Source organism: Lentzea tibetensis, from assembly GCF_007845675.1.
Classification (GTDB): Bacteria; Actinomycetota; Actinomycetes; order Mycobacteriales; family Pseudonocardiaceae; genus Lentzea; species Lentzea tibetensis.
In genome coordinates, this window is sequence record NZ_VOBR01000004.1 from 107,250 (window position 1) to 133,247 (window position 25,998).

A 25,998-nucleotide genomic window follows, 5' to 3' on the forward strand; every position below is an offset into this window, starting at 1 on the left:
CCAACGGGGTTGAAATCCGCTGGTGAACGCTCATCGCGCCGCAGAATCGCCGCTGAGACGCGCGAGTCCCTCACCCGTACGTATCGCGTGGGCCGCGCCCGGAAACGTGCCTGGGACCGTGTCGCCAGCTCGGCGCGTCGGGACCCTTGATCCTGAGCTTCTTGACGATGCCGTGACCAACGCCGGCCGCGATGCGCTTGAGCAGTTCCCTCTGCAGCAGGCGCAGCTGAGTGGCCCACGCCGTCGAGTCGGCCTGAACCGTCAGTTCCCCGTCACTGAGCGCGATCGGTTTCGCGTGCTCGGCGACGTCCTCTCCGACCAGTTTGGCCCATCGACCGAACACTTGGCCACCCTGCAGACGTTCGGTCCAGCCGCGGTCGACGGCCATCCGCGAGGCGACCCTGCCCAGCGGCTGTGGATCGCGGTCGTCTGGCCCGGCACCCGACCAGCGACGCCGGCGACGGCCCTGCGGCCGCCCCTTGGACCTGCTGCCGGGGACCTGCCCGCGTGCCTTCGCGCTGGCCTTGGCCGCCTCGAGTGCTGCCCGTGCGAGGTCGGATCCACGGAGTGGTTCACCCTCAGGTGTGTGTGAACCTGTGGACAAGTCCGCTTTTGTGACGGAGTTATCCACATCATCCACAGGGTTGTCCCCAGATGTGCGATGAGACACACCCGATGGGGGGACTTCGTCAGACACGTCGTACCTCCCCGCCATGGACCTCGAACCGGGCGCCGCTGAGCTCCTCCGGCACGTCCTCCGCGACGGCGGCCGTGATCAGCACCTGCTCCGCCGCCGACGCGACTTTCGCCAGTTGCTGACGCCGGCCGCGGTCGAGCTCGGCGAACACATCGTCCAGCACGAGCACCGGTTCGACGCCGTCGACACGCATGAGCTCGTAGCCGCCGAGCCGCAGAGCGAGCGCGAACGACCATGACTCTCCGTGACTGGCGTAGCCCTTCGCGGGCAGCTCGCCGAGGGTGAGGTCGAGGTCGTCCCGGTGCGGCCCGACGAGGCACACTCCCCGTTCGATCTCCTGCTTGCGGACCCGGTCGAGCTCGGCGAGCAGGAGGTCCTCGATGCTCTCCCGGTCCTCCGGCAGCTCGCCGACGCTGGACCGGTAGTTGATGAGCGCCGGCCGTGACTCCGGTGCCACCTCCGCGTAGGCGGCGGCGACGTGCGGCGCCATGTCTCCGACGAGCTTCAGCCGGGCCGCGAGCAGCTCGGCGCCGTGCTTGGCGAGGTGCCCGTCCCAGACGTCGAGCGTGCTGAGGTCCGCGGACCGGCTGTGCTTCACCGTCTTGAGCAACGCGCTGCGCTGCTTCAGCACCCGTTCGTAGTCACTGCGCACCCCCGCGTACCGGGGTGCGCGCAACACCAGCATCTCGTCGAGGAACCGCCGCCGGTCACCGGGATCGCCCTTGATCAGCGCCAGGTCCTCCGGCGCGAACAGCACGGTGCGCAGGATGCCCAGCACGTCACGCGGACGAGGAACCGGGCCGCGGTTGATCCGCGCCCGGTTCGCCTTGCCCGCGGTGATCTCCAGTTCCACGAGCAGCTCGCGGTCTTCGTTGACCACGGCCGTTCGCACCACGGCGCGCGCTGCGCCGTGCCGGATCAGCGGCGCGTCGGAGGCGACGCGGTGCGACCCGAGCGTCGCCGTGTACCCGATCGCCTCGACCAGGTTCGTCTTGCCCTGGCCGTTCCTCCCGACGAGCACGGTGACGCCGGGTTCGAAGGTCAGGTCGGCGTGCTGCCACGAGCGGAAGTCGCTGACCTGGAGGTGCCGGACGTACACCTCAGGCTTTCTGCACCGAGTGCCCGCCGAACTGGTTGCGCAGCGCGGCGACCGTCCGCATCGCGGGCGAGTCCTCCTGCCGCGACGCGAACCTGGCGAACAGCGCGGCGGAGATCACCGGGAGCGGCACCGCGTTGTTGATGCCCTCCTCGACGGTCCACCGGCCCTCACCGGAGTCCTCGACGTAGCCGCGAAGATCGTCCAGCTCGGGGTCGGACTCGAGCGCGCGCACCAGCAGGTCCAGCAGCCACGACCGCACAACGGTTCCGCGCTGCCACGCCTTGATCACGGCGGGCACGTCGAGCACGACCTCGGACTTGTCCATCAGCTCGAAGCCCTCGGCGTACGCCTGCATCAGGCCGTACTCGATGCCGTTGTGCACCATCTTCGAGTAGTGCCCGGCACCGACGTCGCCCGCGTGCGCGAAGCCCTCCTCGCGCGGACCCTCCGGACGCAGCGCGTCGAAGATCGGCATGGTCCGCTCGACGAGCTCCTTGCTGCCGCCGACCATCAGCGCGTAGCCGTTGTCGAGGCCCCACACGCCGCCGGACACACCGCAGTCGAGGTAGCCGATCTGCTTCTGCGCCAGCAGGTCCGCGTGCACGCGGTCGTCGGTGAACTTCGAGTTGCCGCCGTCGACCACGACGTCACCCGGCGACAGGAGCTCGCTCAGCTCCTGCACGGTCTGCCGGGTGATCTCGCCCGCGGGCACCATGACCCACACCGTGCGCGGTGACTCGAGCTTGGACACCATGTCCGCCAACGACTCCGAGTCGGTGACCTCCGGGTTGCGGTCGTAGCCGATCACCTCGTGACCGGCTCGGCGCACCCGCTCGCGCATGTTGAAACCCATCTTGCCGAGGCCGACGAGTCCGAGCTGCACGGTGTTCTCCCCTATTGGTTCTTGTTGCTCAGCCAGGAAGGCGGACGGGCATCAACAGGTAGAGGTAGCCCGGCGCCACGTTGCCATCCTCGTCCACCGGCTTGAGAAGTGCGGGCCGGCTCGGGGTGGTGAACGAAAGATGCGCCCGCGGGGTGCGGACGGCACCGAGACCGTCGAGCAGGTACCCGGGGTTGAACGCGATCGTCACCGGGTCGCCGGTGTAGTCGACCGGGAGCTCTTCCTCGGCGGAACCCTCGTCGTCGCCACCGGCCGACAGGCGCAGCCCGCCGTCGACGAACTCGAGCCGCACCTGCGTTCCGCGCTCGGCGACGAGCGACACGCGCTTGATCGCCTGGACGAGCGAGTCGACCTCGATGATCGCGGCGGCCGAGTGCTCGGTCGGCAGGAGTTGGCGGTACTTCGGGAAGTCCGCGTCGAGCAGGCGGGTCGTCGTGCGCTTGCCGGTGCCGGACAGACCGAGCAGCCCGTCGTTCGCGGCGAGCGACATCTCGACCTTGGCACCGGACGCGCCGAGCGTCTTCGCGGCGTCGCCGAGGGTCTTGGCCGGGACGAGCACGGCGACCTCGCCGAGCGACTCGTCCGGCTCCCAGGGGAACTCGCGCATGGCGAGCCGGAAGCGGTCGGTCGCGACGAGCGTCAGCTTGCCGTCACCGATCTCCACCCGGACGCCGGTCAGCATCGGGAGCGTGTCGTCCTTGCCGGCCGCGACGGCGACCTGGCCGACGGCCTCACCGAAGACCTCGCCGGGGAGCTCGCCGATGAGCTGCGGCATCGACGGGAGCGCGGGGTAGTCCTCGACCGGCATCGTCGGGAGGCTGAACCTGGCGCTGCCGCAGCTGATCATCATGCGGGAGCCGTCGACCGCGATCTCGACGGGGTGGTTGGGCAGCGCCTTGGTGATGTCGGCGAGCAACCGGCCGGAGACGAGCGCGCGGCCGCCGTCGGCGATGGTGGCCGGGACGCCGACCTGAGCGGACACCTCGTAGTCGAAGCCCGAGACCGTCAACGACTCCTCGGACTCGGCATCGAGCAGCACGCCACCCAGGACCGGAACCGGCGGCCTGGACGGGAGACTGCGGGCGACCCAGGCGACTGCGTCGGCAAGGCCGTCGCGCTCGACGCGGATCTTCATGAGGCGTCCTTTCCTCAAAGTCGGCAAGCCCAACCACGACAACGTGCCAGTGGGGGTTCGGGGAGCCTCGTCCCTCGGTGTCCGAGGGCGGAGCATCCACCGTAGAGCGTCCTGGCCCTCTTCGTCACTTCGGGGTTGAGCCTGAGCCGAGCTTGATCCCTGGGCCCTGCCCTCGCCTGTTTTTGTTTTGTTCTTCTTCAAGCAAGGGATGAACAGCAGTAGTAGTAAGTCCTGTGGATTGTGTGGACGGAGGCTGTCGCCGCAGGTCGAGAGTCCTTCGACCATGTGGACTAAGGGGGGACGGCGCCCGGGGACAGATCGGCGTGCCCGGGGGTAACTCGGCGGGCCCACCCCTCGGTCCACAGATCGTCCACAGTTGTCCCCGGGTGCGTCCCCGGGTGCGGGGCACTTGTACCCGGGTGGTGCACAGGGGTTCGTGTCCAGATCGTGCTCCAGGTCTCAGACTTTTCTAGTTGTCCCCATCCCTTGGAGTTAGCCGCGCAAGAGAAAAGGGGCTCCCCTGGCGGGAAGCCCCTTCGTCGTCGGTGGGTCAGGGAGTGTGCCGGGCGCGCTGCTTGATGCGCGACGTCAGCTCCTGCACCTGGTCGTAGATGCGGCGGCGCTCGGCCATCTCCTTGCGGATCTTCTTGTCCGCGTGCATGACCGTCGTGTGGTCGCGGCCGCCGAACGTCTGGCCGATCTTCGGCAGCGACAGGTCCGTCAGCTCGCGGCACAGGTACATCGAGATCTGCCTCGCCTGCGCGAGCGCCTTCGTCTTACCAGGGCCGCACAGGTCGTCGATCGTCACCCCGAAGAACTCGGCCGTGACGGCCATGATCGTCGGTGCGGTGATCTCGGGCGCGTGCGAGTCGGGGATCAGGTCCCGCAGGACGATCTCCGCCAGCTGCACGTCGACCGGCTGCCGGTTGAGCGACGCGAACGCCGTGACGCGGATGAGCGCGCCCTCGAGCTCGCGGATGTTCCGCTCGATCCGGGCGGCGATGAACTCCAGCACCTCGGCCGGAGCCGCGAGCCGGTCCTGCGCCGCCTTCTTGCGGAGGATCGCGATCCGGGTCTCCAGCTCGGGCGGCTGGATGTCCGTGATCAAGCCCCACTCGAACCGCGTGCGCAGGCGGTCCTCCAGCGTCTCCAGCCGCTTCGGCGGCCGGTCGCTCGAGACCACGATCTGCTTGTTCGTGTTGTGGAGCGTGTTGAAGGTGTGGAAGAACTCCTCCTGCGTGCCTTCCTTGCCCTCCAGGAACTGGATGTCGTCGACGAGGAGAACGTCGATGTCCCGGTAGCGGCGCTGGAACGCGACCTTGCGGTCGTCACGCAGTGAGTTGATGAAGTCGTTCGTGAACTCCTCGGTCGACACGTACCGCACCCGCATGCCGGGGAACAGCCGCTGGGCGTAGTGCCCGACCGCGTGCAGCAGGTGCGTCTTGCCGAGACCGGACTCGCCCCAGATGAAGAGCGGGTTGTACGCACGAGCGGGCGCCTCCGCCACGGCGACTGCCGCGGCGTGCGCGAACCGGTTCGACGCACCGATCACGAAGGTGTCGAAGTTGTACTTCTCGTTCAACCGGGTCTGGCTCGGCGACGGGTTCGCCGGCCGGGTGAACGGCGTGCCGCTCGCCGGCGCGGTGTTGAACGTCGGCCAGATCTCGGATGCGGTGGCGAGCGCGTCCTTCTCCTCGTCCACCTCGTCGGTGTCCGAGTCGCCGTCGCTCTCATCGGTCACCGGCGTCTCGCCGTTCGTGACCGGGAGCGGGATCGGCGTGGTGGGCGGCGCGGTCGGCTCCGGGGAGTCGACCTTCACCGCGAGCGAGACCGTGCGGCCGAGCCTGCGGCTCAGCGCGTCGGTGATCGGATCGCGCAGCGCGCGCTCGATGGCTTCCTTGGCGAAGTCACTCGGCGCTGCGAGCAACGCGGTCCCGTCGAGCAGCCCGATCGGACGAGTGACTCGCATCCAGGCGCGTTGCTGGGGGGACAGGTGGCTCGTGGCGAGCTCCTGCACCACCTCGGCCCACACGAGACCCAGGTCGACCTGCTGGTTCGACACCTCCGCGCTCCCCTCCCCTCGACGGAGCCAGTGACTCCACACGTGGACACGGAGAATAGAGGCATCCACAGAGTTATCCACAACTGTGCACGAAACGGTGCATCGTGTCTGCGTTGTGTGACCGCGTTCTACGTCTGAGGGCGGTGGCGGCTCCCACGCCAGGCCCGCCGTGCGCGAGGGAAGCACGGTAACAAGGTGCGGCATGGCTCACAAGACGACGCTCGTAGGGGACCCCGATTTGTAGTCAGCGGCTCCGCCTGCGTACCCTCGAGAGGTCTCCCGCTTGCGACGGGCGCCTTTGTCGCGCCTAGGTCTCCTTGTGACGGGGACAACCACATGAGCTTGTACTTGTAGTAGTGAAGCACCGGGAGATTCGACCGTGAGCAAGGGTAAGCGCACCTTCCAGCCCAACAACCGCCGCCGCGCGAAGACGCACGGCTTCCGGCTGCGCATGCGCACCCGTGCCGGCCGCGCCATCCTGGCCGCGCGCCGTGGCAAGGGCCGTGCCCGCCTGTCCGCCTGACCGCGGTCGGTAAGCGCAGCGTCGTGCTTCCCGCGGCTGCCCGGCTCACCCGCAGCCAGGACTTCGGCCTGGTGGTTCGCCGAGGCCGCCGCGCAGGACGGCCCCGGTTGGTCGTCCACGCCCTGACGCCTGACGTGCCCACCTTGGAGACTGCCTCCAAGGTGGGCTTCGTCGTGAGCAAGGCCGTTGGGAACTCCGTCGTGCGACACCGGGTGTCCAGGCGACTGCGGCACGTCGTCGGCGCACGGCTCGCTGACTTCCCCACCGGGACGTCACTGGTGGTCCGCGCGCTGCCCGCCGCGGCAACCGCCACGTCGGCCGAACTGGCAGCGGACTTCGAGTCCGCGGTGCGCAGGTTGCAGAGATGAGCACTCTCCCCGCGAAGGTGCTGTTGCTGCCGGTGCACCTGTACCGGCGGTTCATCTCCCCGCTGCTGCCACCGACCTGCCGTTTCCACCCGAGTTGCAGTGCGTACGCGGTGGAGGCGTTGAACGTCCACGGTGCGCTGCGCGGTTCCTGGCTGACTCTGCGCCGGCTCCTGCGCTGCGGACCCTGGCACCCTGGAGGCCTGGACCCCGTTCCGCCGAGGCGGCAGGTCCCCGACATCCCCACCGAGGAGTAGCTCCGTGCTCAACTTCATCTACTACCCGGTGTCCTTCATCCTCTGGTGTTGGCACTGGGTTTTCGGCCACATCTTCGGTGATTCGAGCGGGATCGCCTGGGCGCTGTCCGTGGTCTTCCTCGTCTTCACGCTCCGCGCGTTGCTCTTCAAGCCGTTCGTCGGCCAGGTGCGCTCCATGCGAAAGATGCAGGAGTTCGCGCCGGAGATGCAGAAGATCAAGAAGAAGTACCCGAACGACCGCCAGCGCCAGGCACAGGAGATGCAGAAGCTCCAGTCCGAGCACGGCGTCAACCCGCTCGGCGGCTGCCTGCCGATGCTGGTGCAGATCCCCGTGTTCATCGGTCTGTTCCACGTGCTGCGCTCGTTCAAGCCCGGCTGGGGCGAGGTCTACTTCTTCGACGCGCAGGGCGTTGACTCGTTCGTCCACGCCAAGCTGTTCGGCGCGAACCTGTCGACGTTCATCACCATGCCTGCGAACCAGCTGGCCGAGTTCGCCACGAGCCGCACGTCGGTGATCCTGGTGTCCGTGCCGCTGATGATCGTGGCGTCCATCGCGACCCACTTCACCGCGCGCCACTCCGTCGCTCGCCAGACCGAGGCCGCGCTGGAGAACCCGCAGACCGCGATCATGAACAAGCTGACGCTCTACATCTTCCCGCTGGGCGTCCTCGTCGGTGGCTTCTTCTTCCCGGTCGCGATCCTGCTGTACTGGCTGTCCAACAACGCCTGGACGCTCGGCCAGCAGCACATCGTCTACAAGCGGATCGACAGCGAGGAAGAGGAGAAGAAGGCCACGACCGCGACCACGCGTCAGGCCCTCGCTCCGAAGCCCGGCCAGAAGCCGCAGGCGCCGGCCAAGAAGAAGCCCTCGCAGCCCGCTGCTGCTGCTGAGACGCCGGAAGCGAAGCCCGAGACCAACGGCTCCGCGTCCACCGAGATTCCCGGCCTGACCTCAGGCCGATCCACCAGCAAGAAACCGGGCACCAAGAAGCGCCGTTGATCGGGCTTTCTGCCCCGGAGAGGAGACCATCGTGTCGGAGACCTTGCAGGCGACCGACGTGGACACGCCTGACGAAGCATCAGAGGGTTTGAACGCTGAAGGTTCGAACACTGAGGCTTCGGAGTCCCCGTCCCGCACCGAGGACCTGCTCGTTCAGGAAGGTGACATCGCGGGCGACTACCTCGAGCGCCTGCTCGACCTGCTCGACTACGACGGCGACATCGACCTCGACGTCGAGAGCGGCCGCGCCATCGTCAGCATCGACGGCGGCGAGGACCTGACCAAGCTGGTCGGCCCCCGCGGCAACGTGCTCGAGTCGCTCCAGGAGCTCACCCGCCTGGCCGTCCAGCAGGAGACCGGCGTTCGCAGCCGCCTCATGCTCGACATCGCCCAGTGGCGCGCGGACCGCCGCAACGAGCTCGCGGAGCTCGGCCGCTCGACGGCGGAGAAGGTGCTCGCCTCCGGCGAACGCGCCCGCCTGCACCCGATGACCCCGTTCGAGCGCAAGGTCGTCCACGACGCAGTGGCGCCGGTCGACGGCGTGCACAGCGAGTCGGAGGGCGAGGAGCCCCAGCGCCGCGTGGTGATCTTCCCCAAGGACTGACCTCGGTCCAGCCTTCCGGCCCCTCGGTTTCACGTGAAACCGAGGGGCCGTTTTGTTGCGCTCCCCAGGCCGCGCTCGGCGTCGGTGGCGGATCGCGCAGCCAGGTCGGTCGGGCTGAGGCGGGGATAGCGCTCGCGCCGCTGGGGCCTGACTCGTGCGGTGAACGGGCCGTTGACCCGGCCGGCGAGCCCGGAATTGTCGGTGCTCCGTGGCAGGCTAAAAGCAGGGGGTCCCCCGGCGGGGGACCCTCGAACTCGACTGCGATGAGGTGGCTGGCATCAGGTGCGAGGCGGGCGCGGAGCCTGGCTCGTTGCGCCGCGGTGTCCCGCATCAGACACCCGCGGGCCGCACGCAGGGATGAGCGCCCGCTGGCGTCCCAGCCGCGAAAGACGACATGTCGATCCGCGCGGTGCCCCTGCGAGATCCGTGGCCACCGAGGCGATTGCGCACGGAGTCCTGCGGTGTCCCAGGCCGCGTCCGGCGCCACGCTGCCGCGCACCAGGACGCTGTCCGACGCGCAAGGACGAGCGGCTGTTGGCGCCCTCTCGGCTAAAGGCGACTTGTCGACCCGCGCGGTACTCCCCCTGCGAGATCCGCGATCACCGACGCGATCGCACCACGATCCGGGACCGTGCAGTCCGGGATCTCCACGAACTCGATACCTGACGCGAGCGCGGCGGAAGCTTCGTCGGTGAGACCGCACTCGGCGCGCTCGTCGACCTCCATCGCGCACACGAGGATGTCGACGCCCAGCGCGCGGAGGCCGGCCATCTCGTCCTGGAGCCGGTCGAAGCCGCGCGGGTGCGCCATCGTGCTGATGGTGCCGGGGCCGGGGCGTTGGACCGTGTAGATGGTTGGCTGCATGGTGTCCCCCAGATCGAAGCTCAGCGGAGCCAGGCGCGCTGTTCCTCGGTGTCGGGTACCGGGTAGCCGCGCGCCGCGGAGATGAGGTCCCACGCCTCGTCCGGCGCGAGTCCGTCGGACACGAGCACGCTGGCCGCGAGCAACGACGAGCGGCCGATGCCGGCCCAGCAGTGGAACACGAGGTGCTTGCCCGCGCGGTACTGCTCGGTCAGGTGCGCGATCGTGTCGGCGATGGCCTCGCGGTCCGGGACGTGGCGGTCCGGGATCGGGATCTCGACGAACTCGAGGCCGGCTGCGAGAGCCGCCTTCTCCTCCAGGGCCAGGCCCCACTTGGCTCGTTCGTCGGGGGTCATCGCGGACACGAGGACGTCGACGCCCAGTTCGCGGAGCGCGACCATGTCGCCGTCGAGCCACTGGTTCGAGCGTGGCTTGCCCATCGTGCTGATGGTGCCAGCGCCTGTCTGCTGGACCGTGTAGATGACCGGACGCAAATTTCTTCCTCTGTTTCACGTGAAACGGCGCACCGATTTGGCATCGCCCACCGTCTGTCCGTCATGATGGTGCCCTGGCATTCGCCAGCTCTATCCACCGGCCGCCGGATCGTCCTAGCCGCCGCGTGGTTTCACGTGAAACGCCACGGACGGAGAACATGGCCGGGGAGTTGCCCGACAACGCAAAGCTTGTCTTCGGTGACCGGACTGAGCTTGCGACGGAGTTCGCACGGATGCTTGCGGAGCACGGAGTCGAGCGTGGACTCATCGGTCCGCGCGAGGTCGACCGGATCTGGGATCGCCACGTGCTCAATTCGGCGGTCATCGCGGAGTTGCTTCCGCAGCACTGTCGGTGTGTCGACGTAGGCTCGGGCGCGGGCCTGCCGGGTATCCCGCTTGCGATCGCGCGGCCAGATGTGAGGCTCACGCTCCTGGAGCCGATGGCCCGCCGGGTTGCCTGGCTCAACGAGGTCGTCGAGCGACTCGAGCTGACATCGGTGACGGTGTTGCGGGGACGTGCCGAGGAGGTGGCCGTGCGCGAGCAACTGAAGAACAGCGACGTTGTGACCGCCCGCGCGGTCGCGCCGTTGGAGAAGCTCGCGCGGTGGTGCCTCCCCCTGTTGAGGGGCGGCGGCCAGCTCGTGGCGCTCAAGGGTGAGAGCGCCGCAGAAGAACTCGAACGTGACCGGGACGCGGTGCAGAAGGCCGGTGGTACCGGCGGACGCGTCACGGTGGTGGGAGCAGACGTACTGGATGTGCCGACGACGGTGGTTCTCATCGATCGGCAGAACAAGCAAGCCAGGAGGGATCGGTGACCGTGTACCCGGAGTTTCAGGCAGCCGATGTTCCACGTGAAACCGATCCCCAGAAGAAGCCGACCCAGCCCGCAGCGAGCAGCAACGGAGACGGCCCCGTGGTGTGGACCCCAATCGCAGAAGAAGCGGCACGTGCGGCCAGCGTGCTGCACCCCGACGACTCCCTGCTCCCCAAGCCCCGGCATCGGCGCGTCATCACAGTCGCCAACCAGAAGGGCGGCGTCGGTAAGACGACCAGCACGGTGAACCTCGCCGCCGCGCTCGCCATCCACGGGCTCAAGGTCCTCGTCATCGACCTCGACCCGCAGGGCAACGCCAGCACCGCGCTCGCCGTCGAGCACCGCAGCGGCACGCCGTCCGTCTACGAGGTCCTCATCGGCGAGATCTCGATCTCCGAGGCCGCCCAGGTGAGCCCGACGTCGCCGAACCTCTACTGCGTCCCCGCGACGATCGACCTCGCCGGTGCGGAGATCGAGCTCGTGAGCATGGTCGCCCGCGAGTCCCGCCTCAAGGAGGCACTGAGCCCCGAGGCGCTCGACCAGTTCCAACCGGACTACGTCTTCATCGACTGCCCGCCGAGCCTCGGCCTGCTGACCGTCAACGCGATGGTCGCCGCCCAGGAGGTGCTGATCCCGATCCAGTGCGAGTACTACGCGCTGGAGGGACTCGGCCAGCTGCTGCGCAACATCGAGCTGGTGCAGCAGCACCTGAACCCGAATCTCGACATCTCCACCATCCTGCTCACCATGTACGACGGGCGGACCAAGCTCGCCGACCAGGTGACCAGCGAGGTGCGCAGCCACTTCGGCGACACCGTCCTCAAGACCGTCATTCCACGCAGCGTGAAGGTCTCCGAGGCACCAGGATTCGGTCAGACAGTTCTGACGTACGACCCCGGTTCACGCGGGTCGATGAGCTACCTCGACGCAGCCAAGGAGATCGCGGCTTACGGGGCCAGGGAGGAGTCCGCATGACGGAACAGCGCAAGGGTGGGCTCGGCCGCGGTCTCGCCGCACTGATCCCGAGCGGTCCCCCACCCGGTGCGCCCGGCGCCATGCGGCCGACCGGCAACGGCGCCAAGCCGGTGCCGAGCGGTGAGGTCGCGGGCGCCGTGTACCGCGAGATCGCGGTGACGGCGATCCGGACCAACGCGAAGCAGCCGCGTCAGGTGTTCGACCAGGACGCCATCGACGAGCTGGCGCACTCGGTCCGCGAGTTCGGCCTGATGCAGCCGATCGTCGTCCGCGAGCTGTCCGAGAACTCCTACGAGCTCGTCATGGGCGAGCGCCGCTGGCGCGCCACCCAGCAGGCCGGGCTGAAGACGATCCCCGCGATCGTCCGGCAGACCGCCGACGACGTGATGCTGCGCGACGCGTTGCTGGAGAACATCCACCGCGTCCAGCTGAACCCGCTCGAAGAGGCGGCCGCCTACCAGCAGCTGCTTCAGGAGTTCGGTGTCACGCACGAGGAGCTCGCCGACCGCATCGGCCGCAGCCGCCCGGTCGTCACCAACACCATCCGGCTGCTGAAGCTCCCCATCCCCGTCCAGCGCCGGGTCGCCGCGGGCGTCCTGTCCGCCGGCCACGCGCGTGCGCTCCTCGGTCTCGAGGACGCGAACGTCCAGGAGGAGCTGGCGGCGCGGATCGTCGCGGAGGGCATGTCCGTCCGGGCGACCGAGGAAGCGGTGACGCTCGCGAAGAACGAGGCGCCCGCGAAGCCGAAGCCCGCTCCCCGCAAGCCGATGCACGCGCCCGGTCTGCAGGAGCTCGCCGAGCGCCTCTCGGACAACTTCGAAACCCGCGTGAAGGTCGAACTCGGGCAGCGAAAAGGCCGAATCGTCGTCGAATTCGGGTCAGTTGATGATCTTCAAAGGATCATCGGACTGATGAGCCCAGAAGCGACAAATCGGACATCGGAGTAGACCCAAGGGGTTACCCCAGGGACTAATGTCACGGTGACGATGACTCCCCGCAACATCAACAGTGCGGGGAGTCACCAAGAAACTAGCGGGAAACTGCCCGCTCGATGAGGCCGGCGTAGATGTCGCCGAGCGACTCCCCGGCCGCTTCGACCGCCATCGGCAGCAGCGAGGTCTCGGTCAGACCGGGCGACACGTTCACTTCGAGGAAGTGGACCGTCCCGTCGACACCGACGATCGCGTCCGTGCGGGAGACGTCGCGCAGGCCGAGCAGCCGGTGCGCGGCGACCGCCAACTCACCGACGGCCTTCGCCGAAACCGGGTCGAGCCGAGCCGGCGCGTGGAAGTCGGTCAGTCCCGCGGTGTAGCGAGCGGTGTAGTCGTACACCCCGCTCTCCGGAACGATCTCGACAGCCGGCAGCGCGTACGGCCCGTCCGGCCCGTCGACGACCGCGACGGCCACCTCGACGCCCTCGATGAACTGCTCGGCCAGAACGGTCTCGCCGTACGCGAGACAGCCGACCATCGCGGCGGGCAGCTGAGCCGGGTCGCGAACGACCTGAGCGCCGAGCGCCGACCCGCCCTGGTCCGGCTTCAGCATCAACGGCATGCCGAGCGTCTCGACCATCGCGTCGAGCACAGGCTGGGCACCCAGCTCCCGGAACGTGGCGTGCGGCAGGACGACCCACTCCGGCGTCGCCAGGCCCGCACGGGCCAGCTCAGCCTTCGCAGTGGGCTTGTCCCACGCCCGGCGGCACGCGCGAGAGTCCGTGCCGACGTAAGGCACGCCGAGCATCTCCAGCACCGACTGCACGGAGCCGTTCTCGCCCTCACCACCGTGCAGCGCCACGACGACGGCGTCCGGGCGGTTGGAACGCAGCCGCGTCAGCAGCGAGGCGTCCGCGTCCCACTCCTCCACGGTGAGGCCGACCGACCGCAGTGCGGCGGACAGTCTGCGGCCGGACCGCAGGGAGACCTCGCGCTCGTGGGAAAGCCCACCGGACAACACAGCGACCCAGCGGTCAGCCACAGAAGTACTCCTGATCAGGCGGTGTCGGGCGACGGGGTCTGCGGTCCGGACAGCTCACGGCCCGGAGTCGCGCCGAACGTCGCGTGGAGCTGCATCTCGTCCTCGATGACGTTCGCCAGCCGGCGGATGCCCTCGCGGATGCGCTCGGGCGTCGGGTAGCAGTACGAGATGCGGAGCTGCTGGCTGCCGAACTTGTCGGCGTAGAACCCGGTACCGGACGCGTAGGCGACCCGCTGGGTCACCGCGCGCGGCAGCATGGCCTTCGTGTCGATGCCGGGCGGCACCGTCAGCCACACGTAGAACCCGCCTTCGGGCTTGTTCCACGTGGAACCTTGCGGCATGTGCTGCTCCAGCGCCGAGATGGCGGCGTCACGCCGCTCCCGGTACGCCTCGCGGTAGGTCTTGATCTGCCCCTTCCAGTCCTGCGTCGACAGGTACCGGGACACGATCATCTGGTTCAGCGTGGGCGGGCACAGCGTCGCGGACTCGGCGGCCAGCACCAGCTTCTCCCGCACGGCGTGCGGCGCCAGCACCCAGCCGACGCGCAGACCGGCGGCGAACGTCTTGGAGAACGACCCGAGGTACACGACGTTGTCCGGGTCCATCGACCGCAGCGCCGGGTACGTCTGACCGTCGAACCCGAGCAACCCGTACGGGTTGTCCTCGACGACGAGCACGCCGTACTGGCGGCAGATCTCCAGGATCTCGGCGCGCCGAGACACCGCCAGCGTCACGCCGGCGGGGTTGTGGAAATTCGGGATGGTGTAGAGGAACTTGACGCGCTGACCAGTGCGCTTGCAGGCCTCGAGCGCCTCGCGGAGCAACGACGGCACCAGGCCGTCGGCGTCCATCGCGACGTGCACGACCTGCGCCTGGTACGCCGTGAACGACCCGAGCGCGCCCACGTACGACGGGCCCTCGGCGATCACCACGTCACCGGGGTCGCAGAAGATCCGGGTGACCATGTCGAGGCCCATCTGCGAGCCCACGGTCACGACGACGTCGTCCGGGTGGCCGTTGATGCCCTCCAGCGCCATCACGTCGCAGATCTGCTCACGCAGCAGGGGAATCCCGTGCGCGGAGCCGTACTGGAGGGCCACGAGACCGTCGGTGGCGATCAGCGAGCCGATCTCCTGCGACAGGTTGTCCAGCGGCAACGCGGCCAGGTGCGGCATGCCGCCTGCCAGCGACACGACCTCGGGCCGGGATGCGACTGCGAAGAGCGCCCGGATCTCGGATGCCGTCATACCTACCGTGCGCGCTGCGTAGCGACGCATGTGCGGGTCGAGGCTTCTGGGGCCCTGCTTCGCGGGCTGTCCGGGCACTGTCATGGGGCGCTCCTGCAAGGGGGATTGTCCCGAGCGAGTGTAACTGTCGTCCCGTTCAGGGCATGTGCCTTCCGGGTTCCGTCACATCCGTCTACCCTCGTATGGGTTCACGTGCGGGGAGTGGAGGTCGGGGTGTCGCGACGCGTTGTGGGCGTCACTTTGGACAACCTGGAGCACCTCTCCAAGCACTGTCGGACGTGCGTCTACTGGGAACTTGCCCCTCACCTGCGCGAACAGGCGCATGAGTTCGGCGACACCGAGTTCGAGAAGGAAGCCTGGGTCTCCAGCGTGCTGCTGGAGTGGGGTTCCTGCGGACGCCTCATCTACTGCGACGGCATCCCCGCTGGTTCGGTGTTCTACGCACCACCTGCCGCGGTGCCGCGCGCGGCCGCCTTCCCCACCTCCCCGGTGAGCCCGGACGCGGTCCTCATGACGTCGCTGGAGGTCCTCCCGGAGTTCCGCGGAGGCGGACTGGGGCGCGTGCTCGTCCAGTCCGTGGCGAAGGATCTGACGCGTCGTGGCGTGAAGGCCGTCGAGGCGTTCGGCGACATGAGGCCGGACGAAGAAGAGGGCGGCGGCTGCGTCACCCCCGCCGAGTTCCTGCTCCAGGTGGGCTTCAAGACGGTCCGGCCGCACCCGCGCTGGCCCCGGCTGAGGCTCGAGCTGCGCAGCGCCATCACGTGGAAGGAAGACGTGGAGGCGGCGCTGGAGCGGCTGCTGAACTCGGTCACGGTCTCCACGGCCGAGCCCAGCTTCCGCCCCGTCTGAGCGCCTCTCAGCGGGCTTCTCAGCCCTTTGCGACCTCGTAGCGCAGCAGGTCGTCGAACGTGAACGTGCCGGTCGGCTGGTCGTCCTTGCCGAGCAGGTAGAGCCGCTTCACCGCGACCAGGATGCCCTCGGCCACTACGTCCCGGAAACCGGGCGTCGCCAGGCGAACGCGGTCGTCCGCGTTGGTCAGGTAGCCGACCTCGATCCGGACCGCCGTGCAGCGGGTCAGCCGCAGCAGGTCCCAGCTCTTCGGGTGCGAACCGCAGTTCCGCATGCCCGTGCGAGCGGCCAGCTCGCGCTGGATGAAGCCCGCCAGCGCCTCGCCGACGGTCGACGACGTGCCGTTGCCCGAGCCGAAGTGGAACGACGCGACGCCCTGCGCGTGCGCCGAGCCGTTGCCGTCCGAGTGCAGCGACAGGATCAGGTCCGCGCCCGCCTCGTTGGCGAACTTGGCCCGCTCGGCTTCGTCCGGGCAGTTCGCCGGACCACGCGTGAGCAGCCCCTCCATGCCGGTGGCCGCCATCTTGCCCTCGAGCCTGCGCGCGAGGTCCAGCATCAGGTCCGCCTCGGACAGGCCGTCGACGACGATGCCGCGGTCGTGGCCGCCGTGACCGGGGTCGATCACGATGCGCTTGCCGCTGAGCCGTGAACCGGCCATGCGCACGTGCTCCTGCTCGCGCAGCAGCACCGGACGGCCGCCGCGCACCTTCGGCTGGAGCTGGCGCAGCGCCCGGATCGTCTCCGGACCGCACATGCCGTCCGACTGCAGCCCGTAGTCGCGCTGGAAGTTCCGCAGCGCCAGCTCGGTCTGCTGGCCGAACACACCGGTCGCGCGGCCGGCGTCGTACCCGAGCTCCAACAGGCGTTCCTGCAGGGCCAGGACGTCGTCGCCGGTCGTCGGCTGGGACATCAGGAAAGCGAGTGGGCGGTCGCCGAGGCGGAACGTCGCGTCCCGCAGCGCGCGGTAGGTGGCCGGGCCGACGATGCCGTCGATGATGAGCCCCCGCTGCTGCTGGAACGCGCGCACGGCGTGCTCGACGATCTGGTCGAACACCGGCGGCGCCTGTGGGTCGGTCGGAGCCAGCAGCCCGAGCCTGGTCAGGGTCGACCGGATCTCGGCTACTTCTGCTCCGATGTCCCCGCGGCGGAGTAGCGGCATGCACCCTCGCTCGACTAGGGCGCCGAACTCCGTCGGCGCGAAACGTGACGTCTTATTGTGCCCTGCCGCGCAGAGTGATCGATGCAGGGCTACTCACAGTGGTCTCAAGACCACGTTCGTAGTACGAACAAACGTGACCCGTCCGTCTTATCGAAAGACGGACGGGTCACGTTGCGCGTTGCACTCGAATTTTGTCAGGCGAGAACGTCCGACAGGTCCTTCAGGAGCGCTGCCTTCGGCTTCGCACCCACGATCTGCTTCACCGGGCGACCACCCTGGAACAGGATGAGGGTCGGCACGGACATGATCTGGTAGTCGCGGGCGATCGACGGGTTGGCGTCGATGTCGAGCTTCGCGACGGTGATCTTCTCGGCGTGCTCGGCCGCGATCTCCTCGAGCACCGGAGCGACCATCTTGCACGGCCCGCACCAGGTCGCCCAGAAGTCGACCAGGACAGGCTTCTCGCTGGTCAGGACGTCGTCCGCGAACGACTTGTCGGTCACCGTGACGGTGGCGCCTGCCATGTTGTCTCCCTAGATGATGTAGATCTTCAGTTGCCCTTGCCGTAACCGCCGCCGACTGCCTCCGCAGCGATCTCCGCGTGCGCCTCGCCCTGTTCGGCGAGCCAGCGCTCCGCGTCGATCGCGGCCGAGCAGCCCGAGCCGGCCGCGGTGATGGCCTGGCGGTAGGTGTGGTCGACGAGGTCGCCAGCAGCGAACACGCCGTCCAGGTTCGTGTAGGTCGTCCGGCCCTTGGTCGCGACGTAACCCTCGCCGTCCAGCTCGACCTGGCCCTTGACCAACGCGCTGCGCGGGTCGTGGCCGATCGCCATGAACACGCCGGTCACGGGCAGCTCGGACTCCTCGCCGGTGCGGGTGTCCTTGAGCTTCACACCGGACACGGTGCCGTCACCGAGGACGTCCGTGAGCTGTGAGTTCAGCTGCCACTTGATCTTCTCGTTGTTCCGCGCGCGCTCCAGCATGATCTTGGAAGCGCGGAACTCCTCGCGGCGGTGGATCACCGTGACGGACTTGGCGAACTTCGTGAGGAACGTCGCCTCCTCCATGGCCGAGTCGCCGCCGCCGACCACCGCGATGTCGTGGTCGCGGAAGAAGAAGCCGTCGCAGGTCGCGCAGGACGAGACGCCGCGGCCGAGCATCTCCTGCTCACCGGGCACGTAGAGGTAGCGGGGCGCGGCACCCATGGCCAGGATCACGGCCTTGGCCTCGTACTCGGTGCCGTTCGCGGTGACCTTCTTGACCGGACCGGTCAGGTCGACCGACTCCACGTCCTCGGAGCGCAGCTCGGCGCCGAAGCGCTGCGCCTGCTCGCGCATCTCCTCCATGAGCTCGGGGCCCATGATGCCCTCGCGGAAACCGGGGTAGTTCTCGACCTCGGTGGTGGTCATCAGCGCGCCGCCGTACTGCGAGCCCTCGAAGACGAGCGGCTCGAGTTGGGCACGCGCGGCGTACACGGCAGCGGTGTAGCCGGCCGGGCCGGACCCGATGATGATGACGTTGCGCACGCTCACGGCCTCAGCAACTCCTCGATCTCGTCGTCTGTCTCGCACAACGGATCGTATGTGGAGCTAATTCCGTGAGTTGCGCTACTACCTGGTCGGCTTGATGGTGGTGTCCGCTATGACGCCCTGCGGGTTGTCCGGACCGCACGTCTCCGGGTCCAGCACGACGATGCGGAACTGCCCCGCGACCGCTCCACCCGGCAGGATCGCCATGACCGCCGGACGGCCGTCCAGGCTCACCGGGCTGATGCCGAGCGGCTTGGCCGTGCTGGTGATCCCGCCGCCCTTCAGGCAGCCGACCAGGCGGTCCTGGCTGTCCAGCGGGCCGTAGTTCTGCGCCTTCAGCACCTCGGGGACCGCCGCGCCGAGCTCCGTCTCCTTGACCGCCATCGGCGGCTGGGCCGAACCGACCGGCGTGTTCGACGCCTGCGTCGGCTGCGCGCCCGGCGGCTGGTCGGCCTGGTCGCCGCCCGGCACCACGACGAGCGCGATGCCGATGGCCGCGGCGGCCGCCGCGAGGACGCCACCACCCATGCCGAGCCTGCGGTTCCGGCGCTTGCGGGCCTCGTCGAGGCTCACGACCGGCGCCGCGGGCCGGGCCTCCTGGGCCAGCGCCGCGTCGATCCGGTCCGCGACCGCGCGCGGCATCGGGATCGGCGGCAACGACCTGAGGTCGGCCATCGTGGCGTCCAGCGCCGCCAGCACGGACCGCGCTTCGGGGTCCGCCATCACCCTCGGACGGAGGCGCGCATCGGCCTCCGGGTCGAGCACTCCGGCGTGCAGGTCCGCGAGGAGGTCCAACGACCAGGGCGGATCAAGAGGCGTCCGCTCGGTGCCGGTCATCGGTCCTCCCACTGACGTTGCTGTTGCACATTCACACCGTCAGCTGGGACGTTCGCATCTGCACTTCGGTTCCGGAGGTGTCCGAGAACTTTGGCGAGCTTCGCCCGGCCCCGTGCGCACCGGCTCTTGACCGTGCCCTCGGCGATGCCGAGCAGCTTCGCGGTCTCCGCGACCGAGTAGCCCTCAACGTCGACGAGGACGATCGGCGCGCGCTGCTCTTCCGGCAGCTCGGCCAGTGCGTCCTGGATGATCAACCGGGTCTCGCGCTCGGACATCGCGTCGCGGGGGGCGACGGGCTCGCCCGGTCCCGCCTCGGGCAGCGGGACTGTTGGTCTTGTTTGTCGCCGTCTCATCCGGTCGAGGCAGGCGTTGACCACGATCCGGTGAAGCCAGGTGGTCACCTGTGACTCAGCGCGGAACGACGACGCGGCGCGGAAGGCCGAGATGAACGCCTCCTGGAGCGCGTCCGCCGCCTCCTCCGGGTCGCGGAGCGTGCGCAGCGCGACTGCCCACATCCGGTCCCGGTGACGTTTGACCAGCTCCGAGAACGCGTAGGGGTCACCTGCGGCGTGAGCCGAGATGAGGTCTGCGTCCGAACTGGCTGCGGCGGTCACGAACGGAGGATAGCGAGGGTGATCACCCGTTACTGCGCACGGGTGTAAAGGATCTCCCGCACTTCCGTTTTGTTGTTCCCCGCACCGGTGTTGCTCAGCGAGGTGATCCAGATCAGCACGTGCTGGGTCGGTTCGTGCTCCCCCAGCTGGATCTGCGTCTGCCCGGCCGACAGCTCGCCGGACGCGATGACCTTGGTCTCCTCCAGCGGCGCGTCGGCCGAGGCGGCGAGCCTGATCTCGACCTTCGTGCCCTTGCTCGGCGAGGTGATCGTGATCGACGCGAGCCGCACCGGTTCCGCGAACGACCCCATCAGGCCGATGCCGGGCTTCATCGCCGGGAACGGCTGGAAGTAGTTGTCCGTCGACCAGAACGTGTTGGCGTTGTTGTCGGCCGCCTTGTTCGCCTCACGCGAGTTGTCCGGCTGGTTCGTGACGTCGTAGATGCCGATCGACGCGGGCTGAACGGGACCGGCAGGCGTCGGCGCCGCCACGCTGCTCTGCCCGCTCGGCTGCGTCTGGCCGATGATCACGGTCGGGCCGCCGCCCTTGCTCGGCTCGTCGCTGAAGAAGCCGACGATCTGCACGCTCAGCCAGACGATCACGCCGAGCGTCGCGATGGCCAGCACCGCGACGCTGATCAGGAGCTTCTTGCGCTGCTCCTTGTTCTGCGTCGGCCGCTGGGTCGTCCACACCACGTCGTCGTCGGCGTCGTCCGAGACGGGCGTGATGAGCGCGGTCTCGCGCTCCTCGGCGGCGATCTGGTCCAGCACCTGCAGGATCGCGGCGGACGTGCGGATACCGCCGACGCTGGTGTCCTCCAGCGAGCGCACCGCCACCGACGACAGCTCGTGCGGCACGTACGGCTGCAGCGTGCTGGGTGCGACGACGCTGCCGTCCGGGCCGGTCGGCGCGGGCTGGATGCCGTCGGGGCCGCCCGGCAGCGCCCAGCGGCCGGTCAGCAGCAGGTACAGGATCGCGCCGAGGCCCTTGACGTCGTCACGGGCGATCGCGTCCGGGCGCGGGCCGGGGAACGCCAGCCGCAGCCTGCCGTCGGACGTCACGCGGATGCGCTGCGGGTGGTCCGCGCCGAGCACGAGGCCGGCGTGGTGCGCGCCCTCGATGGCGGCGCCGAGCGGTTCGAGGAGCCTGGTCGCGGCACCCGCGGGCAGCGGGCCCTCGGCGACGAGGTCCATCAGGTCCGTGCCCTGCGTCCACTCCGCGACGACCATGCCGAGGATGCCCTCGTCCGCGCGGATGCCGTTGCCCGGCGTCAGCACGTCGATCACGCGCGAGACACCGGGGTGCGTGAACGACGCGGCGTGCATCGCCCGTTCGACGGTGCGCCGCGCGCGACCGGCCGCCTCGGTGTCCGAGAGCTCGCCGAGCATGATCGTCAATGCCACGTCGCGGTTCAGCTGACCGTCCCTCGCGCGCCACAGCTCGGCACGGGATCGGTCGTCGGCGCCGGATTTGGCGAGCAGCCGGTAGCGACCAGTTCCGATGACCCCACCGGGTACCAGGGCGGCGCTCGTTCCGCTACTCACGGGCACGAGGGTACGTCAAGGTCGTCACGGCCCGGAGTCACCGCCGCCGCACCAACCGGATGATCTTGTCGACCGCCGGTTTCATCTCCGGCACCCGGAACAGGGCCAACAGACCGAAACTCAGCCCGAGCACGATCACCGACTCGACGACCACCTTCACCCATGCGGCCGATACCGGACCGGTGATGCCGAACAGGCTGATCAGAGCCTTGGCCGCGAGCATGCCCACCGCGCACGCGATCGCGGACGCCACGATGGTCAGGCAGACGGTCCAGACCGTGTAGCCGGTGCGGAGCCTGCCGAGCCGGATCCGCAGCCACACCTGGCCGACGATCGCGCCGACGACGAAGCTCAGCGACATCGCGATGGACGCGGCCACCGCCACCTCGTCCGGGTCGGCCACGTTCAGGAACCAGAGGCTGATCGCGACCCGGAACGCGACCATGACCGCGTTGATCAGGGTCGGCGTGCGGGCGTCCTTCAGCGCGTAGAACACGCGCAGCTGCATCATCGTGATCGCGAACGGCACCAAGCCGAACGCCGACAACGCCAGCGCGATGCCGATCCGTTCGGCGGCGGCCGGGTCCGTCTTGCCGAAGGAGAACAGGACGACGCCGATCGCCGGGCCCGCGATGGTCATGAGCGCCGCGATCGGCATCAGCAGCACCGACGACATCCGGTTGCCCAGAGCCAGGTCGCGGACGAGCTCGTCGTGGTCGTGGTTCGCCGCGGCCCGCGACATGCGCGGCATCAGCGCGGTCAGCAGCGACACGCCCAGCACGCCGTACGGCACCTGGGACAGCAGCCACGCGTAGGTGAAGACGCCGACGCCACCCTCGTCACCAGCGCCTGCGACGCGCAGCGTCACGATCATGCCGACCTGGCTGACCACGGTGTACAGCAGGACCCAGAACGCCAGCCCGCCGAACTCCGACAGCCTGCGGTCCCAGCCCCACCGCCAGCGCAGCTTGAACCCGATGCGCCGCAGCGCGGGCACCATGATCGCGGTCTGCACACCGACGCCGAGCGCGGTGCCGATGCCGAGCACCAGCACCTTGACGTCGCCCATCCGCGCCGGGTTCAGCGACATCTCACCGGGCACGATCATGTAGACGACGACCGTCGCGATGACCACGAGGTTGTTCAGCACCGGCGCCCACGCGGGCGGGCCGAAGACCTCACGCGCGTTGAGCACGGCACCGATCAGCGCGGACAGGCCGTAGAAGATGATCCCCGGCAGGATCAGGTACGAGAACACCGTGGCCAGCTCGGCGGAGGCTTCCTTGCCCGCCGGGATGTACAGCCTGGTGAGCAGCGGTGCCAGCGCGACGGACACGACCGTGGCCACGCCCATCAGGACGGTGCCCATCGTGATCATCCACTGGGCGTAGGACTCGCCGTGGTCCGCGTCGTCCTTCTGCGCCCGCACCAGCAGCGGAATCGCGATGCTGGTGAGCACGCCGCCGAGCAGCAGCTCGTTGACGACCGTCGGCAGCGTGTTGGCGATCGTGTAGGCGTCGAGCCCGATCGTCACGCCCAGTGCGGACGCCACCAGCAGCTTGGACAGCAGGCCGGTGACCCGGCTGACGATCGTCGCGATCGCCATGCCCCCGCTGGCGCGGGCAACGGACTTGGGCTTCTCAGATGTGGCTGTCTCGCTCAACTCGTGCCCGACTTCTCCGGTGTGACGTTCTCGATCTGCGGTGCCTGGGCCGCGGCCTCACGTGCCGTGCGGACTCGCCGGTAGATCCGGCGCCCGGACAGCAGCACGAGCGCGATCGCGGCGGTGGCGGTGATGACGACGGTGATGGTGCCGTAGGCCGACGAGGACACCTCAAGCTTGACGGTGTCACCGAGCGCGACGCCGTCCGGGGTGGTGAGCCGGACGTTCACGCTGAACCGGCCGGAGCGCAGCACGTCGACCGGCACCCGCACCAGCCGTTCGCCGCGCGCGGGCAGGACCTGGTCGGCGAGCTCCCGCGGGCGGATGCCCGGCGTGTCCGCGACGACGATCCGCACGTTGATGCGCACGTCGAGCTTGTTGGTGAGGGTCACCGGGATCGGGCTGTCGCCGGACCCGAGCAGGATCGGGCTGTTCGGCGGCGTGATCGTCACCTGCTTCTGCAGGTCGCCGAGCTCGGCGGAGCTGATCTCCGCGGCGCTGCGCGCGCCCGCCTCGTTCGACCGCCACGCGCCGGACACGGCGCGCAGGAGCCCGAGCCGCAACGGCGCGACCAGGTCCTTCGGTTCGGCGGACCCGGAGTCGGCCTGGGCCATCTCCTCGAAGATGCCCTGGATCGTGCCCCACTGCCTGGCCACCGAGCTGACGACCGACGGCGAGATCTCCCGCGCGCCCGCCTCGACCGGGTAGCTGATCTTGCCAGGCACGGGTGCGGCGGCGGAGAACAGCTCGCTGAGGCCGGCCTGCACGGCGTAGCCGCCGCTGAGCAGCTTCTGGAGCGTGTTCATGAACTCGTTCATCTCGGTCACCGGCGCGTTCCAGCGGCGCGGCGGCGCGATGACGACGTTGCGGCCCTCGCCCTGGAACCCGGCCCGGAACACGAGCGCGGCCAGCGCGTTCTGCACCGACACCGGCTGGTTCTCGACCGGCGTGGTGACGCCGCCGAGCGTGCGCGAGCGGTCGACGCCGGCGTGCAGCGCGTCGGACACCATCGCGTCGAGCCTGGTCACGGCGACCTTCTGCTCACCGGGCAGCAGGACGGGGCCGGTGCCGGGCGCGTCCGTGAGCCCGGACGGGTCCATGATCAGCGTCTTCACGCCCTTGGCGACCAGCGCGTCGAACGTCTGCTGGTCCAGCACGCCGTCCTCCGGCCACGCCAGGTTCGGCAGCGGCTGGACCTCGAGGACGTCGCGGATCACGTCTGCGCTGTCCAGCGCGATCGAGGCCAGGTCGGTGAGCTTGCCCCGCGACAACGCGACCAGGTCGGCGTCGGCGTAGGGCAGTGCGACGACGCAGCGGCCCGCCACGGCGAGGCGCAGCCGGTCGAGCCACAGCGCGGCCTCTTCCTTGCCCTTGCCGGAGGCGCCGCCGCGCACCTTGTACCCGGTGCTCATCGCCTCGACGGTGCGCAGCAGGTCCGGGTCGACCGCGAGGCACAGCGAGGTGCTCATCGTCGGCACCGCGGACTCGTAGGCCTGCAACAGGCTGTACAGCCGTCCGCCGACCGAGAGCGAACCGGTCAGCTCGTCGTCGACCAGCACGGACTCGCCGGGACCCGCGCTGTGCACGAGCCGCGGCCGGTCGGCCATCGGCCACAGCATGGTGACCTTCGGCGGCGCGGCCGGCTTCTCCTTGCTCGCGGCGCCGGGCACGCCCAGCACCGGGAGCAGCGTGCTCAGCGCGGCGAGCCGCGCCTGGCCGCCGAAGTCCGGCTTGCCGTTGACGTTGGCGAGGATCGGGTAGATGCCCGGCTCCTCGATCGCGAGCGTGGACGACTCCGGCCCGCGCAGCGGCACCTCGAGGCTGAAGTCCTTGGTCTCGCCCGCCTCGAGCACCTTGGCGATCTCGGTGAACCTGGGCTGCACGAACTCGGCGCTCGCCGGTTCGCGCAACGCGTTGCGGACGTCTTCCTCGCTGGTCAGCGCCTCGCCGCGCTCCAGCCGCAGCACCACGTTGTCGATCTTGCGGTCACCGACGTTGACGACCTTGCCGGTGATCGTGACGGTGGGCGCGGAGTCGCTGAGCACAACGCGCTGGCTGAGCGTGGCGACCTCGAGCCGCAGGAACTGCGGCGGCTGCTGGCCGGGTTGCGCGGACGCCTGGCGGGTCGCCCAGACCTGGGTCGCGGGGACGGGTGTGAACGGCAGCCGGTCCGACTCGGACGGAACGGCTGTGGCTGTCGCCGCCGCGGGTGCCGTGATCCAGAACAGGAACCCGGCAACAGCGGCTGTGCTCAGCAGCTTCCTCACGCGGACTCAGCCCCGTTCGGGGAGCGTCCGGCGAGCAGTTCGGCGGCTCGGCGGACCAGTCGGCGCTCGTCGGCGTACGCGAGTCGCTCGTCCAGCTCGCCGAGTGGCACCCACGCCACCTCGGTGACCTCCACGTCTTCGTCGGAAAGTTCTCCGCCCAGCGCTTCCAGCAGGAAGTGGTGGACGGTCTTGTGCACCCTGCGGTCCTCGGCGACGAACCAGTAGTCGATGGACCCGAGAGGGTGAAGAACCCTGCTATGAATACCGGTCTCCTCGGCGACCTCGCGCACCGCGGTCTCCTCGGCCGTCTCACCAGCCTCGATGTGCCCCTTGGGCAACGACCACAACAGTCTGCCCCTGCGGTCCAGCCTGCCGATCACGGCCGCGTTGTTGTCACCGTCGAGGACGAGTCCGCCTGCCGACGTCTCGTCCACCGTCTTCAGCCTTCGACCCCGGCGCCTCTTGCGGCGCCCCGGCTTGGTACCTCCGGAACGACCGGCTGACGGGGGCATACGGCCGATCGTACTTA

27 protein-coding genes are annotated in these 25,998 nt (G+C 69.1%); 9 read left to right on the forward strand and 18 right to left on the reverse strand.

From position 1 onward, the window contains the following. Positions 1-70 precede the first annotated feature (70 nt). The 5 genes from FKR81_RS06875 to dnaA all read right to left on the reverse strand — a co-directional run bounded on the left by FKR81_RS06875 (position 71) and on the right by dnaA (position 5,894). A complete protein-coding gene (locus FKR81_RS06875; RefSeq protein ID WP_186762814.1) occupies positions 71-715 on the reverse strand; it encodes a DciA family protein in 645 nt (214 codons plus the stop codon). Beyond that, entirely contained in the window at positions 690-1,796 is a 1,107-nt protein-coding gene (recF, locus tag FKR81_RS06880) for a DNA replication/repair protein RecF (RefSeq protein ID WP_146350091.1), read from the reverse strand. The genes FKR81_RS06875 and recF overlap by 26 nt, the downstream gene beginning before the upstream one ends. Position 1,797: 1 nt before the next feature. Next, positions 1,798-2,679: a phosphogluconate dehydrogenase (NAD(+)-dependent, decarboxylating) gene (gene gnd, locus FKR81_RS06885; RefSeq protein WP_146350092.1), complete on the reverse strand. Its 882-nt coding sequence runs from the start codon at positions 2,677-2,679 to the stop codon at positions 1,798-1,800. 28 nt (positions 2,680-2,707) lie between these two features. Beyond that, the gene (dnaN, locus tag FKR81_RS06890) at positions 2,708-3,832 is read right to left on the reverse strand and encodes a DNA polymerase III subunit beta (protein ID WP_146350093.1); all 1,125 of its coding nucleotides are present in this window, start codon (positions 3,830-3,832) and stop codon (positions 2,708-2,710) included. A 550-nt stretch (positions 3,833-4,382) separates the two neighbouring features. Beyond that, positions 4,383-5,894, reverse strand: a complete 1,512-nt coding sequence (gene dnaA / locus FKR81_RS06895) for a chromosomal replication initiator protein DnaA (RefSeq protein WP_146350094.1) — start codon at positions 5,892-5,894, stop codon at positions 4,383-4,385. Positions 5,895-6,273: 379 nt separating this feature from the next. Between dnaA and rpmH the strand changes: the two genes are divergently transcribed. The 5 genes from rpmH (at position 6,274) to FKR81_RS06920 (ending at position 8,643) form a co-directional block, all read left to right on the forward strand. Next, the gene (rpmH, locus tag FKR81_RS06900; protein ID WP_084579815.1) at positions 6,274-6,417 is read left to right on the forward strand and encodes a 50S ribosomal protein L34; all 144 of its coding nucleotides are present in this window, start codon (positions 6,274-6,276) and stop codon (positions 6,415-6,417) included. A gap of 23 nt (positions 6,418-6,440) precedes the next feature. Continuing rightward, positions 6,441-6,785, forward strand: coding sequence for a ribonuclease P protein component (gene rnpA / locus FKR81_RS06905; protein ID WP_146350095.1), 345 nt, complete (start codon positions 6,441-6,443; stop codon positions 6,783-6,785). Continuing rightward, positions 6,782-7,039 (forward strand): membrane protein insertion efficiency factor YidD, encoded by a 258-nt coding sequence (gene yidD, locus FKR81_RS06910; protein ID WP_146350096.1) that lies wholly within the window; start codon positions 6,782-6,784, stop codon positions 7,037-7,039. Before rnpA ends, yidD begins: the two co-directional genes overlap by 4 nt. Positions 7,040-7,043: 4 nt before the next feature. Next, entirely contained in the window at positions 7,044-8,039 is a 996-nt protein-coding gene (gene yidC, locus FKR81_RS06915) for a membrane protein insertase YidC (RefSeq protein ID WP_146350097.1), read from the forward strand. Positions 8,040-8,127: 88 nt separating this feature from the next. Beyond that, a complete protein-coding gene (locus tag FKR81_RS06920; RefSeq protein WP_235921392.1) occupies positions 8,128-8,643 on the forward strand; it encodes a Jag family protein in 516 nt (171 codons plus the stop codon). 549 nt (positions 8,644-9,192) lie between these two features. Here FKR81_RS06920 and FKR81_RS06925 read toward each other — a convergent pair. Together FKR81_RS06925 and FKR81_RS06930 are read right to left on the reverse strand one after the other, a co-directional pair. After that, complete coding sequence (locus FKR81_RS06925) at positions 9,193-9,507, reverse strand: hypothetical protein (protein WP_146350098.1); 315 nt, start codon at positions 9,505-9,507, stop codon at positions 9,193-9,195. A gap of 20 nt (positions 9,508-9,527) precedes the next feature. Continuing rightward, positions 9,528-9,944 carry a protein-tyrosine phosphatase family protein gene (locus FKR81_RS06930; protein WP_222598190.1) on the reverse strand — a complete coding sequence of 139 codons (417 nt, stop codon included), beginning with the start codon at positions 9,942-9,944 and terminating at the stop codon, positions 9,528-9,530. Between the two features lie 212 nt (positions 9,945-10,156). Between FKR81_RS06930 and rsmG the strand changes: the two genes are divergently transcribed. The 3 genes from rsmG (at position 10,157) to FKR81_RS06945 (ending at position 12,734) form a co-directional block, all read left to right on the forward strand. Continuing rightward, positions 10,157-10,813, forward strand: a complete 657-nt coding sequence (gene rsmG, locus FKR81_RS06935) for a 16S rRNA (guanine(527)-N(7))-methyltransferase RsmG (protein WP_146350100.1) — start codon at positions 10,157-10,159, stop codon at positions 10,811-10,813. Positions 10,814-10,911: 98 nt separating this feature from the next. Further along, positions 10,912-11,787 carry a ParA family protein gene (locus FKR81_RS06940; RefSeq protein WP_146350101.1) on the forward strand — a complete coding sequence of 292 codons (876 nt, stop codon included), beginning with the start codon at positions 10,912-10,914 and terminating at the stop codon, positions 11,785-11,787. Further along, a complete protein-coding gene (locus FKR81_RS06945) occupies positions 11,784-12,734 on the forward strand; it encodes a ParB/RepB/Spo0J family partition protein (protein ID WP_146350102.1) in 951 nt (316 codons plus the stop codon). Before FKR81_RS06940 ends, FKR81_RS06945 begins: the two co-directional genes overlap by 4 nt. Before the next feature lie 82 nt (positions 12,735-12,816). On the opposite strand, the gene FKR81_RS06950 is transcribed toward FKR81_RS06945, so the two are convergent. Together FKR81_RS06950 and FKR81_RS06955 are read right to left on the reverse strand one after the other, a co-directional pair. Beyond that, the gene (locus FKR81_RS06950; RefSeq protein ID WP_146350103.1) at positions 12,817-13,761 is read right to left on the reverse strand and encodes a D-alanine--D-alanine ligase family protein; all 945 of its coding nucleotides are present in this window, start codon (positions 13,759-13,761) and stop codon (positions 12,817-12,819) included. A 14-nt stretch (positions 13,762-13,775) separates the two neighbouring features. Then, positions 13,776-15,092, reverse strand: coding sequence for an aminotransferase-like domain-containing protein (locus FKR81_RS06955; RefSeq protein WP_146350104.1), 1,317 nt, complete (start codon positions 15,090-15,092; stop codon positions 13,776-13,778). Positions 15,093-15,221: 129 nt separating this feature from the next. Between FKR81_RS06955 and FKR81_RS06960 the strand changes: the two genes are divergently transcribed. Next, positions 15,222-15,857 carry a GNAT family N-acetyltransferase gene (locus tag FKR81_RS06960; RefSeq protein ID WP_146350105.1) on the forward strand — a complete coding sequence of 212 codons (636 nt, stop codon included), beginning with the start codon at positions 15,222-15,224 and terminating at the stop codon, positions 15,855-15,857. A gap of 19 nt (positions 15,858-15,876) precedes the next feature. On the opposite strand, the gene FKR81_RS06965 is transcribed toward FKR81_RS06960, so the two are convergent. From FKR81_RS06965 to FKR81_RS07005, 9 genes are all read right to left on the reverse strand, one after another. Continuing rightward, positions 15,877-17,016: an N-acetylmuramoyl-L-alanine amidase gene (locus FKR81_RS06965; protein ID WP_146350106.1), complete on the reverse strand. Its 1,140-nt coding sequence runs from the start codon at positions 17,014-17,016 to the stop codon at positions 15,877-15,879. A gap of 194 nt (positions 17,017-17,210) precedes the next feature. After that, positions 17,211-17,540 (reverse strand): thioredoxin, encoded by a 330-nt coding sequence (trxA, locus tag FKR81_RS06970; RefSeq protein WP_146350107.1) that lies wholly within the window; start codon positions 17,538-17,540, stop codon positions 17,211-17,213. A gap of 26 nt (positions 17,541-17,566) precedes the next feature. Then, entirely contained in the window at positions 17,567-18,547 is a 981-nt protein-coding gene (trxB, locus tag FKR81_RS06975) for a thioredoxin-disulfide reductase (RefSeq protein ID WP_146350108.1), read from the reverse strand. A 78-nt stretch (positions 18,548-18,625) separates the two neighbouring features. Beyond that, positions 18,626-19,381: an anti-sigma factor gene (locus tag FKR81_RS06980; RefSeq protein WP_146350109.1), complete on the reverse strand. Its 756-nt coding sequence runs from the start codon at positions 19,379-19,381 to the stop codon at positions 18,626-18,628. After that, on the reverse strand, positions 19,378-19,995 hold the full coding sequence (gene sigM, locus FKR81_RS06985; RefSeq protein WP_146350110.1) for an RNA polymerase sigma factor SigM: 618 nt from the start codon (positions 19,993-19,995) through the stop codon (positions 19,378-19,380). The genes FKR81_RS06980 and sigM overlap by 4 nt, the downstream gene beginning before the upstream one ends. 29 nt (positions 19,996-20,024) lie before the next feature. Then, positions 20,025-21,539, reverse strand: coding sequence for a protein kinase family protein (locus tag FKR81_RS06990; RefSeq protein WP_146350111.1), 1,515 nt, complete (start codon positions 21,537-21,539; stop codon positions 20,025-20,027). A 37-nt stretch (positions 21,540-21,576) separates the two neighbouring features. After that, positions 21,577-23,202, reverse strand: a complete 1,626-nt coding sequence (murJ, locus tag FKR81_RS06995; protein ID WP_235921356.1) for a murein biosynthesis integral membrane protein MurJ — start codon at positions 23,200-23,202, stop codon at positions 21,577-21,579. Then, positions 23,199-25,469, reverse strand: coding sequence for a DUF6049 family protein (locus tag FKR81_RS07000; RefSeq protein WP_146350112.1), 2,271 nt, complete (start codon positions 25,467-25,469; stop codon positions 23,199-23,201). The genes murJ and FKR81_RS07000 overlap by 4 nt, the downstream gene beginning before the upstream one ends. Further along, entirely contained in the window at positions 25,466-25,981 is a 516-nt protein-coding gene (locus FKR81_RS07005) for an NUDIX hydrolase (protein ID WP_146350113.1), read from the reverse strand. Before FKR81_RS07005 ends, FKR81_RS07000 begins: the two co-directional genes overlap by 4 nt. Positions 25,982-25,998 lie beyond the last annotated feature (17 nt).

Coding starts and splice junctions, on each gene's coding strand:
- FKR81_RS06875 (WP_186762814.1), bottom strand. CDS start 715: ATGGCGGGGAGGTACGACGTGTCTGACGAAGTCCCCCCATCGGGTGTG.
- dnaN (WP_146350093.1), bottom strand. CDS start 3,832: ATGAAGATCCGCGTCGAGCGCGACGGCCTTGCCGACGCAGTCGCCTGG.
- yidD (WP_146350096.1), top strand. CDS start 6,782: ATGAGCACTCTCCCCGCGAAGGTGCTGTTGCTGCCGGTGCACCTGTAC.
- FKR81_RS06925 (WP_146350098.1), bottom strand. CDS start 9,507: ATGCAGCCAACCATCTACACGGTCCAACGCCCCGGCCCCGGCACCATC.
- FKR81_RS06930 (WP_222598190.1), bottom strand. CDS start 9,944: ATGGGCAAGCCACGCTCGAACCAGTGGCTCGACGGCGACATGGTCGCG.
- rsmG (WP_146350100.1), top strand. CDS start 10,157: ATGGCCGGGGAGTTGCCCGACAACGCAAAGCTTGTCTTCGGTGACCGG.
- FKR81_RS06945 (WP_146350102.1), top strand. CDS start 11,784: ATGACGGAACAGCGCAAGGGTGGGCTCGGCCGCGGTCTCGCCGCACTG.
- FKR81_RS06955 (WP_146350104.1), bottom strand. CDS start 15,092: ATGACAGTGCCCGGACAGCCCGCGAAGCAGGGCCCCAGAAGCCTCGAC.
- FKR81_RS06965 (WP_146350106.1), bottom strand. CDS start 17,016: ATGCCGCTACTCCGCCGCGGGGACATCGGAGCAGAAGTAGCCGAGATC.
- trxA (WP_146350107.1), bottom strand. CDS start 17,540: ATGGCAGGCGCCACCGTCACGGTGACCGACAAGTCGTTCGCGGACGAC.
- FKR81_RS06980 (WP_146350109.1), bottom strand. CDS start 19,381: ATGACCGGCACCGAGCGGACGCCTCTTGATCCGCCCTGGTCGTTGGAC.
- FKR81_RS07005 (WP_146350113.1), bottom strand. CDS start 25,981: ATGCCCCCGTCAGCCGGTCGTTCCGGAGGTACCAAGCCGGGGCGCCGC.